Below are 13,493 nucleotides of genomic sequence, written 5' to 3'. Positions count from 1 at the left end.
AGGGCGGTGAACCGCTTTGCGAATTTCCAATAATATGCTTTCCCGCAATCTGCTCCTAAATCTCCAGGCGGCACAAGGTCGCTTGGATAAACTGCAGAATCAGTTGTCATCAGGACAAAAGATTAACCGCCCCTCCGATGATCCTGTGGGGACGGAGAATTCGCTGCGCTTTAAAAGTAACATTTCCTACCTGAACCAACTGAAGGCCAATGCCAAGGAGGGCATAGCCTATATGGATACGACAGATGATACTATGGGTGAGATGAGCCTTATGATCCAACGGGCTAAAGAGTTGGCCATTCATGCTATGAATACATCCACGGTGAATGATGAGGACCGCAAAAAGATCGCCATTGAAATCGATCAAATCCGGGAGCATGTCATCGAGTTAGCCAATACCAAAGTAGGTACCAAATATATTTTTGGCGGGACAGCCAATGTGGAACCCTTTCCCAAAGGAGCTACCGGATGGCAAGGCTCCGATGATACGAAGAAATTCCAGGTAGGCAGTGATTTAAGTATCGAAGTCTCGGTCAATGGGAATGATTTATTTGGAGCAGGCTGGGAATATCTCGAAAAGACCCCTTCCACCGATCCTCCCACCTATGAGTACAAGAAGACCGGTGCTTCAGGCATTGCCATGTTTGATACTCTGGCCCAATTGAGCAAAGCTCTGAACGAATCAAACATCTTTGGAGTGGATGATGGCACAGGGACGGAAGAAGACGGCGTACAGGTCTTAATCGCTAAAATGGAACTTCAAGCGGATCACATCTCTGATGTACGCGCTCAACTGGGTGCACGGCAAAATCGTATGGATTCGGTCTATACCCAGCTGGATTCCACCGCTGCCAATCTTGGAGATTCACTCGCTACCGTTCTTTACGCCGATATCGCGGAGACTCTGGTGAACTTTAAGACCCAGGACAGCGTTTATCAGGCTGCCCTCTCTGTGGGAACGAAGATTATTCAGCCCTCCCTGGCAGATTTCCTGAGGTAAACCAGGACTCGGATAAATTCAAATAAATGGTATAGATGATAAAAAGCGACAGCTTAAGGGGGTGTTGCCGGATGCTCCGACTCAGCATGAGGAGTTACCCCATTCGCTTGGAGTATACGATACAGAATGCCCGGTTAGATATGAAGAAACATCTTCCCATGGTTGAGATGGAGAACATCCGTCCCCAGCTGCAGATCAGCCAACCAGCCGGAAAATTGACCATTGACAGTACGGAATATTATCATTCCATAGGCATCAAAACCAGGGCTGCCCTTTCCCAGGAAAACTACGATCGCGGGAGGAAAGCTGCATTGGAAGGTATCGCCGCCATCGTGGAAAAGGGAAACCGTCTGGCGCAGATCAGTAATCCTGCCACCAATGCCATCGCCGACATGGCTTTTGAATCCTGTTTTGCGGAAAAAGGCGAGCTCAGCTTTGAGCCCATCGTCCCCCCCTCTGTCCGCTATGAAGCCAGCCCGGCTCAGATCGAAGTCATTCCGGGCAAAATTAACTACAACCTGGTGAGGGGAAAAGTAGATGCGGATTACCGGCCCGGAAAGGTGAACATCCAGGTGACTCAGTATCCCAGACTTGATATTTCCGTAGTAGATGTTAAAGTGTAGCAGTCATTTTCTGCATATATTGCAACCTTATTTCCAAGGAGGAAACGAAATGAAGATAGAATCCACACGATTTGGAACCCTTGAAGTGGCCCCTGAGCAGATCATTCATTTTCCTCATGGAATTCCAGGCTTTCTCGACGAGAAAGCCTTTGTCCATTTACCCCATGATGAAAATAGTCCTTTTTCCTTCCTTCAATCCACTGCAGAAGCGGATTTGTCCTTTCTGCTGGTTGATCCCTTCCCCTTTATTCCGGAGTATGAGTTTGTCCTTGATGATGAGCTTGTCGGGGAATTGGAACTTTCGGAAGAAAACCCTCCTCAGGTTTTTCTGATTGGCACCGTAAGAGAAAAGATAACCGACATGACAGTCAATCTCTTGGCTCCCATCGTTGTCAATAGGGATAAGGGTATCGGTAGACAAATTATTCTGGATAAAACGGAGTATTCCGTCCGCCACAAGCTTTTTCCTGAGGCCCAAGCTCAGGGAACTCCTGAAGGAGGCGAGTAAGATGCTGGCACTCACCCGTAAAGCAGGAGAGCGCATCGTGATCGGTGATAACATCGTCGTAACCGTCGTCGCTATTAAAGGGGACAGTATCCGCCTCACCATTGATGCCCCGAAAGAGATCAAAATCTACCGGGGTGAGATCTATGACGCTATCGCGGCTGAGAATAAAGAGGCCGCTATCCCTGCAGATCTGTCGGAACTAACTGTTTTAAAGGGGTTTCACATCAAAAAGTAGATTAATAGAGGGGAATTCAGGCAATCGCCTGAATTCCCCTCTTAAGTATTGCTCTTGTTTTGCCGATAATCTATATAAAGAATTTTGTGACAAAAGGAGAGAGGATAGGCATATGGATATGACTGTAGTAAAACAACCCCCGGTTCAAGCAACTGCGAATAACTATGCGGCGAATCCGGAGATTGCAAAACCCGATGATCTGGCGTTGAATAAACCCACGGCGGCCAATAAATCGGAAGCTGGGAAAAACCAATCCCAACCTGGGGATAAGGGTAAGGAAGAACTTACTCGTGAGGATGCTAATAGATTGACCGAACGTCTGAATCAATTTATCGTAACTATTGATTCGGATTTGCAATTTGAATTACATGAAGAAACTCAGCGACTGATTGTTAAATTTATCAACAAAAAGGATAATCAGGTTATCAAGGAATTCCCCCCCCATGAATTGCTGGACACTTTGGCAGCCATCCGGGATTATGTGGGACTGCTTTTGGATAAGAAAGTATGAAGTGGTGATAAAGATTTAGAAATAAGGGCTTAATATCGAGAAAACGAAAGATAAATCGAGTAATAACAGTAATACAAGCGATTATCGTCCGCAAATCGTCCTAAGTAAAATCCTTAAATCTTACGATATAAAAGATAAGCAGGAAAAGTAGAATACTTCTCCCCTACCGGCCGGAGGGCAGAAGTTCTATACCCCGCACTAGTGAAAATGCACGGGCAAGGATGCCCGGCATCATAATCAAGGAGGAATACACTTATGATTATTAACCACAATATGTCGGCTATCAACACCTATCGTCAATTGACCACCAACAATACCAATAACGCCAAATCTTTGGAAAAGCTCTCTTCCGGTCTCCGTATCAACCGTGCCGGTGACGATGCTGCCGGTCTGGCTATCTCCGAAAAAATGCGCGGCCAAATCCGTGGCTTGGACCAAGCTCAGCGGAATGCCCAAGACTCCATCTCTCTTATTCAAACCGCTGAAGGTGCTTTGAATGAAACCCACAGCATTCTCCAACGGATGCGTGAGCTGGCTGTTCAAGCTTCCAATGATACAAACTCCACCACCGACCGTGATGAGATCCAAAAGGAAATCAACCAATTAACAGATGAGATCGATCGTATCGCTAACACTACTGAGTTCAATACTCAGAAGCTGTTAAATGGTGACAAAAAAGGTTTGGTTGCAGCTGCAGATGCTAAAGCTGAAATCGAATTGAATACGAAAGCCGATATAAAAATTGATACGGTTACAGCTAGTGCCGCAGCAAGTGCAACGATTATTATTACGCGTACGAATAGTTCTTCTACTGGTTTTGTAGGCACTGATTTCACCATCGGTGATCCTTCTACGACAGGAGCTACTTCGGCAGACGGAATAAAAATTACTTTAGATAATGGTACAGAAGTTACCTTAACAGGTGATGATTTGTCTAAGCTTGCTGTTGGAGAGAGCGTTACAATTAGCATTAAGAAAGCAGTGGACGCAAATAACAATGTGGAAGATGCTTTCAGCATGCAGATTGGCGCTAATAGCGGACAAAATATTCTTGTAGGTATGAACTCCATGAAAGCCGATGACATCGGAGTGCGTGGTTCAGATGGCAAGGCCCTTGATGTAAGTGATTATAAGAATGCAACAGCGGCCATTAAGACTATTAACAATGCCATCGAACTAGTATCCGCGGAGCGCTCTAAGCTAGGGGCTGTACAAAATCGCTTGGAGCACACCATTAACAACCTGGGAACATCCTCTGAAAACTTAACCGCTGCTGAGTCCCGTATCCGTGACGTAGATATGGCGAAGGAAATGATGAACTTCCAGAAGAACAACATTCTTTCACAAGCTGCTCAAGCGATGCTGGCTCAGGCCAATCAACAACCTCAAGGTGTTCTTCAGCTTCTCCGCTAATTTTAATTAAGCAAACCTTTAGAGGCCAGAGTTTTTATCTGGCCTCTTCTTATAGAGAAAGAGGATTTGGACGATGAGACTATCCGCATGCATGATTGCTAAAGATGAAGAAAAAAATATTGCCAGATGCATTGAAAGCTATAGAGATGTGGTAGATGAGATTGTCGTAGTAGATACCGGTTCTACGGATAAAACTATAGAAATAGCCGAAGCCTTGGGTGCAAAAGTCTATCATTATCAATGGAATAATCATTTTGCCGATGCAAAGAACTATGCTTTGGATCGAGCTAAGGGAGATTGGATCATTTTTTTGGATGCGGATGAATATTTTGTTAAGGATACAGCCCTAAATATTATCCCTTTAATTCGACGTTTGCCTTCCCAGTATAAAGCAATTGCCTGCAAAATGAAAAATATCGACTATACCAATGGTAAACTATTGGATGAAATAACCCATATAAGGATTTTTCGCCGAGATAGAAATATCCGCTATAAAAACAGCATTCATGAATGCCTGTTCTATAAAGTGAAAAATAAAACTATAGAGGCATTCCTTGCCGATGAAAAGGAACTGCTTATTCATCATGAAGGTTATTCTCTTAGTGACCGAGGAAAAAAGTCCAAAAGGAATTTGGAACTTCTTCTCCAGCAACTGGATAAGGCTTTGGAAGGCCCGTCAATATACCACTATATTAGCGATTGCTATTTTGGCATGGAAGATTGGGAGCAATCTATTAAATACGCCAAGATGTTTATCGACAGTGGTGCCAGATTAGTGGGCTATAATGTAAAACCCCGTCAGAATATTATTGACTCTATGCTGCGCTTAAAGTGCAATGCTGATGATATTCTTAAAGAGATTTATGTAGGTATCAATGAGTTTCCGCACCATCCGTCGTTTCACTTTTATTTGGCCAATATGCTGTATGATTTGAAAAAATATGATGAAGCCTATAAAAAATATGAAAAAACTTTACAGTTGCAGAAGGATTATAGGGATATAGAAATTAACTCTATCATGCCAAATCTTCCCCATATATATTATTATATGGGGGTCATCGCATCCCATAGAAATGATAATGAGGATGCATTTAATCGTTTCGTGGGGTCTTTAAGACTGGAAAAAACACGTCAGCCCGACTGCTTGCGCCGGCTTTTGCATATAATAAAAGATTTTCCTGATGAAGATATTATCTTATTGTTGAATAGCCTTTATAATAAGGATGATAAAGAGGATCTGGATTTTATCGTTTCCACTTTAACGGAGATTCCTCTTCCTAAAGTGCTTGCCTATTATTCAGCTTTGCGCATAAAGAAATATGGCAGTGATGATTTGACTGTGGTTTACATGCTTTTGGCCAACAGCCAGTATGATAAAACCTTTGACGTTGCTCAAAAGTGCCTGCTTGAGGATCCGAAAAACAAAGCTTTTGAAAAAATAGCATTAATATCTGCACTTATGAGTGGACGCAGAGAATATCTTAACTGGGTAGAAACAAATGCTTCTGAGCCCATACAGCGTTTTGTAAAAAGAATGATTAAGCATGAGATACCCGCATTTTCTCAGGAAGATAAGGAAGAATATTTAAATTTTATTATTCATCTATACCTTTTTGGAAATAAGGAAGTACTTAATAGAGGGATTCAACTGGCTAAGTACTTCAGTAATAAAATTATTTATGCGGAATTAGGGAACATTTTCTTTAAGCAGGAGTGTTATACCGAGGCGGTAGAACTATACCAACAATATATTAATCTGGAAGAAATGAAGAAAGAGGAGCTAATCAACCAGATCTATGCTAAAGGTATTTGTTGGTATAAGCTGCGGGAATATGAGAAGGCGGCAGCTTCATTGATAGAGGCCTATGAACGGGGATATAGACAAAATGATATCTATGAGTTTCTTCGCTGGAGTGTGGACAAATTTCCAAGTGGAAATAGCTTGGAGGAACGCTATTTGGAGATAATACTCAAGCCCTAGTGCCTTCAAAATAAAACATTATAAACAAAAGCATTAGTTCTGAATGAGGTAAATTTTTGTAAGCGAGTGACATGAAATGAAAGTTGTTATTTTAGCAGGCGGATTTGGCACGCGAATCAGTGAAGAAAGCCATTTGAAGCCTAAACCAATGATTGAGATCGGGGATGCCCCTATTTTGTGGCATATAATGAAGTATTACTCCTATTATGGATTTAATGATTTCATAGTATGCTGTGGATATAAGGGGTATGTGATTAAGGAGTATTTTGCTGACTACTATTTGCATAGGTCCGATGTAACTTTTGATTTTTCACAAAACAATGAAATGACAATTCACAGTAATGTCGCAGAACCTTGGCGAGTTACCGTTGTGGATACGGGATTAAAAGCACAGACTGGAGCAAGAATCAAACGAATTCAGAAGTATATAAACGACGAAGCTTTCATGATGACTTACGGCGACGGGGTTTCCGACGTTAATATAAATGAACTTCTTGAATTTCATAAGAGCCACGGGAAAATTGCAACCATGACAGCAATCCAGCCGGGCGGCCGTTTTGGAGTTCTGGATATTGACGAACATCAGTCGGTTCAGAAATTCTCCGAAAAGGCCAAAGAGGACGGGGGCTGGATCAATGGTGGATTTATGATCTTGGAACCGCAGGCGTTCGACTATCTGGATGATTCAGAAGATCTGATATTCGAGCGCAAGCCATTGGAAAAGTTAGCGATGGATGGAAATCTGTTGGCATATAAGCATAAAGGGTTCTGGCAATGCTTGGATACGCTTAGAGATAAGGGCAGATTGGAATATTTGTGGAATTCCGGGGATGCGCCGTGGAAGATTTGGGAGGATAAAAAAGTGCTATGAAAAGAGAAGGGATTTAAGATATGCCTGCAATCAGCGTAATTATGCTGACATATAACCGTGAAAACCTCGTTGGACGAGCAATTGAGAGTATACTTTGTCAAACATTCCGCGATTTCGAGTTTATTTTGGTCGATAATGGCTCAATAGACGATAGTGGGGTAATCTGTGATAGCTATGCTGAAAAGGACAAGCGTGTTAGGGTTATTCATCGTAAGCGTGGAAATATAGGTAGTGGTCGTAACATTGGTCTGGATGCGACAAAGGGTAAGTACATAGCGTTCATTGACGACGACGATTACGCGGAACCGGATTTCTTGGAGTTTCTCTATAATCTCGTGAGCGAGAACGATGCGGATGTTTCTATTTGCGGTGCGGCAGACAAAGCGTTTAACGAGAAGCTCGTAATGACCCCCGAAGAAGCCCTAATTGAACTGATGTGGCGCAAACGCTACAATATGGCCTTTCCGACAAAAATGTTCAAACGTATTCTTGTGGAGGATTTGCGGTTCTCCGAGGGAGATAAATATGACGACATTGCCTTGATGTATAAACTGCTGGCGAAGCCGAAGCGGGTTGCGTATCATGGCTTGCCGAAGTACACATTCTATCGGCATCCAGGCAACAACTCTGCATGGACGACTAATCATACTCTGCTGACGAGGGAAACTCTTGACGAATATCTTAGAACTTACCGTGAGCGAACGGAATGGCTGAGTGAACTGTTTCCTAACAGTGCGGCAGTATTTCGGTACTTCGAGTGGTCGTTTATGATTTCAATGATTGAAAAGATTAACCGTTATAAGCTGTCGGAGTGCGACGAGCTGCTGGATACGATGAAGGCCGAGTTGAAAGCACATAGAGATGAATTTCTGAACAGCGGTTATGCTCAGCAATTCGAGAAGGAATGGACGGAACAATATATTAAATTTACCTGATTTAAGGGGAGTGTGATTATGCTCTATCGTGTATCTTTGGATGTCACCCACAGATGTAATCTAAAGTGTAAGCTATGTGCAATACACGCACCGTACTTTAAAGATGCTTGGCATCCTTCACTTGACTTCTTAAAAGAATCAATTGACCGGATTTTTGAGTTGACACCTACGCTTAACAGACTTATCCTTGCCGGTGGAGAACCACTAGTGCGTAAGGATCTCTGGCAAATTCTTGAGCACTGCCTCAATTATACTGATAATGTGGAAAACCGATTTGAGGTGATTACAAATGGTTCAATATTACCTCCTCATGAACTTTTGGAAGTATCGAAAAAGTTTGGCAATAAGATTTACTATATAGTTGACTATTATGGTGAGGAGTTGTCGCCAAAGTTACGGGAGTTTGGAGAACTCCTTAAGCAAAATGAAACTCCCCATGAACTGAGAGATTACCATGATGACCCACATTGTGGTGGTTGGGTGGATTTTGGCGACTTTTCACATAAGCGTGATTTGAACGGAGCAAAGGAATTGTACGCAAAATGCAGTCATCCGCAGAAACTGAATCTTTGTGTTAAGGTGTTTAACGGCAGGGTAGATCCATGCTCTCAATCGATGCATGCTATGAGGTTGGGGCTTTTCGATTCTCCTGAAGAGTATTTTGATCTCTTTGACGATTCCGTCAGTTTAGAGGAGAAACAGCATAAAATAGAAAGCTGGTACTCCGTAGATAATTTTACCGCATGCCAATATTGTGACGGTATGTGTGATGACAGTGTCCGTTTTCTTCCAGCGGAGCAACTTACAAACGAGGAACTTGAGCAACTCAGAAAATAAAAGAGAGTGAAAATTATGCCTGATAGTTTTGTAGCTTTACAGAAGCGTCTCCGCGGCCGTAAACTAGTTATTTATGGCATCGGTCTAATTGGTTTTGAGGCCTTGACTATTATTGAGCTTATAGGGAATATGCGGGTGGATTCTTTCGCTGACCGTAAAGCGGATACAGTTAATTTTGCTTTCGGAAGAACAGTAATAAGCAAGCATTCTCTCTCGCCAAAAGAGCATTATTGTGTCATTGCGCCTCCGAATTACTTTTCTCAAATTGCGACTGAACTTAATGAAATCGGCTATTCGAAAAATGACGACTATTGTTCTTACAGTGAACTTCGAAATAGTGGTGTTGTATTTGACGGAGTGCCTTTGGGGAAGCACACTAACGGTTTTTCTGCGTATGCGGATTGTTTGGGTCATACCACCAAGGACTACATTGAATCCATTGGAAGTTTTTGCTCGATAAATAAAACGGCATTTATGGGTGCAGATCATAATTTTTTACTCAGCACTTCACATGAAGTCTTTCGACTTAATAAATTAGGCAAACAGCGGATGCCGGGCGGAGCAGCGGTCAGTGCGAACCGAGTTTCAATTGGCAGCGATGTTTGGATAGGTGCTAATACTTTCATCAATGCATCCAAAGTGAAGACAATCGGCGATGGTGCAGTTATTGCGACAGGGGCAGTGGTGATTGAGGATGTTCCACCATACGCTATTGTAGCCGGTGTACCCGCAAAAGTTAAAAAATATCGTTTTTCTCCGGAGCAAATTGATATTTTATTACGGGTAAGATGGTGGGAATGGTCAGACGACGATATTGCCTCTCACTCTGACCTGTTTTACGATTATAGTTTATTTTTTGAAAGATACAAGATGTATGGAAAGGATAAATAAATATGAAAGCACCTTCCTTTGACGTAAATCGCAGTTGCTTAGGTGAAATACTCCCCTTAAACACTCCGTTCAGACTTATATTGGATTCAAGTGAGGCGTGCAATTTCAAATGTACATATTGCTTTCGTTCAGTATCGCCTTCCGAAACTTGGGGATATGCTGTAGACAATGGAATTATGTCAATGGAAACGTTTGGAAGGGCCGTGCAGCAAATTCTGAAGTTTCCGGAAGCCCCACGAGTAATTTCATTGTCTGGAATGGGGGAACCGCTGTGCAACAAGAATATTCCGTTAATGGCAAAAAGACTGAAGGAACTTGGAATAACAAGTAAAATCGAGATTCACACCAATGCCTCTTTGCTCACTCAAGAAAGCGCAAAAGTAATTGCATCATGCGGTATCGATAAAGTCGTTGTTTCTCTTCAAGGTCTCGATGCTGAAGCCTATAAAAAAGTTTGTGCGTTTAATCTTAACTTTGATACGTTCTATAAGAATTTAGAAATTTTATATAAAAACAAGACCAATAACCTGGAAGTTAATATAAAAATTGTTGATGAGGCATTACGCGATGCCAAGGAAGAGGAAAAATTTTACGCGATGTTTTCTCCGATAGCTGATAAGACATTTATTGAGAATACGATAGCTCTTTGGCAGGAGCAAATTGTTTATGACGAAACATCAAACAATAAATCCAACAAATTTGGTGAGGATTTTGGGGAGATCATATGTTGTCCAATAACATTTTTAAATTTGACCATATCTCCCGGTGGCGATATATACCCTTGTTGCGTAATTGACCCGCCGTTTTCTCTTGGTAATGTAAAGGATACAGAGCTGACGGAAGCATGGAACAGTTCTCGTCGAAAAGATTTTCTGCGCAGTACTTTAATAAATGGGCGTAAAAGCCACAAACGCTGTGAAACATGCTATTTCCCCAAGGGTTATGTCAAGACTGAGGCGGATATAATTGATGGATATCGTCAGAACATTTTGGAAAGGATAGACTAATTATGAGATACGCTAATTTGCGAGACCATATTTCAAATAGTATCAATTTTGGAGATTACTTGCAATTTATGGCTATTCAATCACTTTATGATCGAATGGGTATTTCCTCAAGTGATGTTTCGTACATTGGTGGCGCCGATGTTGCAACGTATCGTGGTGAGAAATTGGTGCTGCCATTAAATTTTATTTCTTCGATCATCGTCCGAGACAATAAAATTGCAGTATCGAGTGATATTATTCCTGTCTTCCTTGGGTTTTCGCTAAGCAGTGTTATTGACGAGCTTATCCCAGAAAGATTCTTCTCTATAGATGAAAATCTGGCTTATTTTCGCAAATTTGCACCAATTGGCTGCCGAGACCAATACACATATGATATCTTCAACTCACTTAAAATACCTGCATATTTGAATGGTTGCCTGACCGCAACGTTTCCAAAACGCGAAATAATGAAAAACGAAACCAAAGTTATCTTTGCCGATGCTCCAATGGCTTTAAAAAAGTTTATACCAAAAAGATTGTTTGATAACTGCGAGTTTACTACTCAGCAAGCCTATTTTTCGGATGAGGATCTGAAAGAATCAACAAAAATATTTGATTTTGTCCGAGAACACTACAACTATTATAAACAAAATGCCTCGCTGATTGTAACGTCGCGTCTTCATGTCGCGATTCCATGTGCGGCTATGGGTATTCCCGTTGTTTTTGCAAAAGATTTTATAGACCAAAGATTTTCTTGGGCCGAAAAACTCATTCCTCTGTATTCCGCCGAACAATATAAAGAAATTAACTGGGACCCCAAACCTGCTGAATACGAACCCGTAAAACAAAAAATAGCGTCTTTGGCCATATCTCGGGTTAAAGGTGTAGCTCAATCTATTTCGACAAATAGTGACTATATAGAATATGACGAAAAAACTGCTAAAGAAATAACGGATTATTATTTTAAGCGAAACAAAGTTCTTTATTATGACAGCCATTCTGTTACCCACAAAAATATATCGCGGCTGGAACTAGCTTTAGATGCACTGACGCAACCGGAAAATACAATAAAGTATGCTCTATGGGGGGCAAATAAGAATTTAGGCTTCTGGATTGATTTTATATCCTCAAAATATCCTACAACTGTTCTGACTGCTATAATTGACAGTTACAAAACAGGATATTGGGAAGGTTTTCCGATACATAAGCCAGACTATCTGCGTGAATATAAGCCGTATGTAATTGTTACCGCTGTTAGTGCAACGAGTTATGCAACCCGGTTTTTGGAGGGAATTGGATACAAACCTGAAGAGTATTTGGTCGTTGCCGATGAGTTTATAACTGAACGTGAAGACCAGGAGGCATTATCATAATATGACAAGGAAAGTAATATTTCGTACATTTGTATTCCGCGGTGGCAATGTACTATGTCAGGCGACTGAAAGCCTATTGAAGCAGACGTATTCCAATTTTGCTTGGCATGTTCTGGATATTTCCGGAAATGGGCTAAATAAAGAACTCTTGAGTAAATATAACGATAGCCGGATTATTTACGTGGATTTGAGCTCTTCCCATACACGTAAGGAAATTATACCCAGTACATATTTAGAAAAAATACTTGAAATCTATAGTGATGACGATTATTTTGCCGTTCTTGATGCTGATGATATCTACACTCCTAATTTTGTTGAAAAAATGCTAAATTATATGGAGGATAACAATCTTGATGCTGCTGCATGCGGTAGTGACTTTATTGATATGCAAAGCGGCAAACTTCATGATATTCGCATACTCAAGCAAAACTTAATTTGGGAAAGTTCTGCTGATTTTCAAAGGTATTTCACAACATATTACCAGTTTATGCGTACGGTCTGGGGTAAAATTTTTAAATTGTCGTGTCTTCGAAAGTGTGATTTCGGTGAAAAAAGGGTGTATGGTAATGACACGCTTTTTACGATGGAAGCGTTTCGGAATGCTAAGAGAGTGGGAATCCTTGCCGAATCATTGCATAAATACTATATGTCACAAAAATCCGTTTCTTATCACTTCGACCCAATTCGCATCCCATCTGATAGCATACTATACGATGCTGCGTTGAAATACTTGAGGTCGAAGTGTGGCGTAGTTACTCCTTTCAATGAAGATTTCCTGTTAGCCGTGTATATGAACGCCATCAAAGACACCTTGAACGTTCTGTTAAACGCAAAAATTAGTCTTTCAGAAAAATTGGATGGCTTATGTAAGATATTTACTAGCAACCAAATGAAGCAGCTTGCAGCGCGCGAAGATTTTGGGACGTATATCATGGAGGGGGCTTACATGCGGAAACAGCGACAGGAGCTGTTTTCTGATGTCGCAAACTGGCTCCTCGCCTTGAATGAGGTGCCGGACGAGCAAGTTGAGAGTTTCGTTGATGTCGGCGAATTCGTCTGTGCCGCCGCCCAATATGCTGATGGATGGATAGTTTTTAAAAAGCTGCGAATGTGCTTCTTTATCGGACAAGAACGTTGGGATGATATGGTGATAGATTTGACCGAACTGGAAGAGTTGTTACCAAATGATGAGGAGATATTAGAGTTCAGGAAAAAGTTGAACTCACTGTCCCCTAGTGTTGATATATAATCAACGTACATTTTGCTACACTCTGAAAATGAAAAATAAAAAAATATAGGGACCTTGAACATCAATATCAATCGTAAACT

14 protein-coding genes are annotated in these 13,493 nt (G+C 41.5%); all 14 read left to right on the top strand.

Annotated elements, in window-relative coordinates; genetic code table 11:
* Positions 1–16: 16 nt before the first annotated feature.
* The 14 genes from flgL to DESPCE1_RS0117295 all read left to right on the top strand — a co-directional run bounded on the left by flgL (position 17) and on the right by DESPCE1_RS0117295 (position 13,413).
* Positions 17–1,000 (top strand): flagellar hook-associated protein FlgL, encoded by a 984-nt coding sequence (flgL, locus tag DESPCE1_RS0117360; protein ID WP_019851164.1) that lies wholly within the window; start codon positions 17–19, stop codon positions 998–1,000.
* A gap of 71 nt (positions 1,001–1,071) precedes the next feature.
* Entirely contained in the window at positions 1,072–1,623 is a 552-nt protein-coding gene (locus tag DESPCE1_RS0117355) for a DUF6470 family protein (RefSeq protein ID WP_019851163.1), read from the top strand.
* Positions 1,624–1,672: 49 nt separating this feature from the next.
* Positions 1,673–2,131, top strand: coding sequence for a flagellar assembly protein FliW (gene fliW, locus DESPCE1_RS0117350; RefSeq protein ID WP_019851162.1), 459 nt, complete (start codon positions 1,673–1,675; stop codon positions 2,129–2,131).
* Position 2,132: 1 nt separating this feature from the next.
* Entirely contained in the window at positions 2,133–2,366 is a 234-nt protein-coding gene (csrA, locus tag DESPCE1_RS0117345; protein WP_019851161.1) for a carbon storage regulator CsrA, read from the top strand.
* A 112-nt stretch (positions 2,367–2,478) separates the two neighbouring features.
* A complete protein-coding gene (locus DESPCE1_RS0117340) occupies positions 2,479–2,877 on the top strand; it encodes a flagellar protein FlaG (protein WP_019851160.1) in 399 nt (132 codons plus the stop codon).
* A 255-nt stretch (positions 2,878–3,132) separates the two neighbouring features.
* The gene (locus DESPCE1_RS0117335) at positions 3,133–4,290 is read left to right on the top strand and encodes a flagellin (RefSeq protein ID WP_019851159.1); all 1,158 of its coding nucleotides are present in this window, start codon (positions 3,133–3,135) and stop codon (positions 4,288–4,290) included.
* 73 nt (positions 4,291–4,363) lie between these two features.
* A complete protein-coding gene (locus DESPCE1_RS0117330) occupies positions 4,364–6,271 on the top strand; it encodes a glycosyltransferase family 2 protein (protein WP_019851158.1) in 1,908 nt (635 codons plus the stop codon).
* Positions 6,272–6,347: 76 nt separating this feature from the next.
* Complete coding sequence (gene rfbF, locus DESPCE1_RS0117325; protein WP_019851157.1) at positions 6,348–7,142, top strand: glucose-1-phosphate cytidylyltransferase; 795 nt, start codon at positions 6,348–6,350, stop codon at positions 7,140–7,142.
* Between the two features lie 20 nt (positions 7,143–7,162).
* Positions 7,163–8,077 carry a glycosyltransferase family 2 protein gene (locus DESPCE1_RS0117320; RefSeq protein WP_019851156.1) on the top strand — a complete coding sequence of 305 codons (915 nt, stop codon included), beginning with the start codon at positions 7,163–7,165 and terminating at the stop codon, positions 8,075–8,077.
* An 18-nt stretch (positions 8,078–8,095) separates the two neighbouring features.
* Positions 8,096–8,914: a radical SAM protein gene (locus DESPCE1_RS0117315; protein WP_019851155.1), complete on the top strand. Its 819-nt coding sequence runs from the start codon at positions 8,096–8,098 to the stop codon at positions 8,912–8,914.
* Positions 8,915–8,929: 15 nt separating this feature from the next.
* Positions 8,930–9,805, top strand: a complete 876-nt coding sequence (locus DESPCE1_RS24100) for a CatB-related O-acetyltransferase (protein WP_019851154.1) — start codon at positions 8,930–8,932, stop codon at positions 9,803–9,805.
* A 2-nt stretch (positions 9,806–9,807) separates the two neighbouring features.
* Positions 9,808–10,812: a radical SAM/SPASM domain-containing protein gene (locus tag DESPCE1_RS0117305; protein ID WP_033422391.1), complete on the top strand. Its 1,005-nt coding sequence runs from the start codon at positions 9,808–9,810 to the stop codon at positions 10,810–10,812.
* 68 nt (positions 10,813–10,880) lie between these two features.
* Positions 10,881–12,164, top strand: a complete 1,284-nt coding sequence (locus DESPCE1_RS0117300; RefSeq protein ID WP_207643856.1) for a polysaccharide pyruvyl transferase family protein — start codon at positions 10,881–10,883, stop codon at positions 12,162–12,164.
* Position 12,165: 1 nt separating this feature from the next.
* Positions 12,166–13,413: a glycosyltransferase gene (locus DESPCE1_RS0117295; RefSeq protein ID WP_019851151.1), complete on the top strand. Its 1,248-nt coding sequence runs from the start codon at positions 12,166–12,168 to the stop codon at positions 13,411–13,413.
* The last annotated feature ends 80 nt before the right edge of the window (positions 13,414–13,493 follow it).

Source organism: Desulfitobacterium sp. PCE1, from assembly GCF_000384015.1.
Taxonomy (GTDB): Bacteria; Bacillota; Desulfitobacteriia; order Desulfitobacteriales; family Desulfitobacteriaceae; genus Desulfitobacterium; species Desulfitobacterium dehalogenans.
The sequence above is the reverse complement of the archived record's forward strand: the minus strand, read 5'-3'. Positions and strand labels throughout refer to the sequence as shown.

Excerpts from the sequence above, each read along its gene's own strand:
- DESPCE1_RS0117355 (WP_019851163.1), top strand. The coding sequence starts at position 1,072 with ATGCTCCGACTCAGCATGAGGAGTTACCCCATTCGCTTGGAGTATACG.
- DESPCE1_RS0117315 (WP_019851155.1), top strand. The coding sequence starts at position 8,096 with ATGCTCTATCGTGTATCTTTGGATGTCACCCACAGATGTAATCTAAAG.
- DESPCE1_RS0117320 (WP_019851156.1), top strand. The coding sequence starts at position 7,163 with ATGCCTGCAATCAGCGTAATTATGCTGACATATAACCGTGAAAACCTC.
- DESPCE1_RS24100 (WP_019851154.1), top strand. The coding sequence starts at position 8,930 with ATGCCTGATAGTTTTGTAGCTTTACAGAAGCGTCTCCGCGGCCGTAAA.
- DESPCE1_RS0117330 (WP_019851158.1), top strand. The coding sequence starts at position 4,364 with ATGAGACTATCCGCATGCATGATTGCTAAAGATGAAGAAAAAAATATT.
- rfbF (WP_019851157.1), top strand. The coding sequence starts at position 6,348 with ATGAAAGTTGTTATTTTAGCAGGCGGATTTGGCACGCGAATCAGTGAA.
- DESPCE1_RS0117335 (WP_019851159.1), top strand. The coding sequence starts at position 3,133 with ATGATTATTAACCACAATATGTCGGCTATCAACACCTATCGTCAATTG.
- DESPCE1_RS0117305 (WP_033422391.1), top strand. The coding sequence starts at position 9,808 with ATGAAAGCACCTTCCTTTGACGTAAATCGCAGTTGCTTAGGTGAAATA.
- DESPCE1_RS0117300 (WP_207643856.1), top strand. The coding sequence starts at position 10,881 with ATGGCTATTCAATCACTTTATGATCGAATGGGTATTTCCTCAAGTGAT.
- fliW (WP_019851162.1), top strand. The coding sequence starts at position 1,673 with ATGAAGATAGAATCCACACGATTTGGAACCCTTGAAGTGGCCCCTGAG.
- csrA (WP_019851161.1), top strand. The coding sequence starts at position 2,133 with ATGCTGGCACTCACCCGTAAAGCAGGAGAGCGCATCGTGATCGGTGAT.
- DESPCE1_RS0117295 (WP_019851151.1), top strand. The coding sequence starts at position 12,166 with ATGACAAGGAAAGTAATATTTCGTACATTTGTATTCCGCGGTGGCAAT.
- DESPCE1_RS0117340 (WP_019851160.1), top strand. The coding sequence starts at position 2,479 with ATGGATATGACTGTAGTAAAACAACCCCCGGTTCAAGCAACTGCGAAT.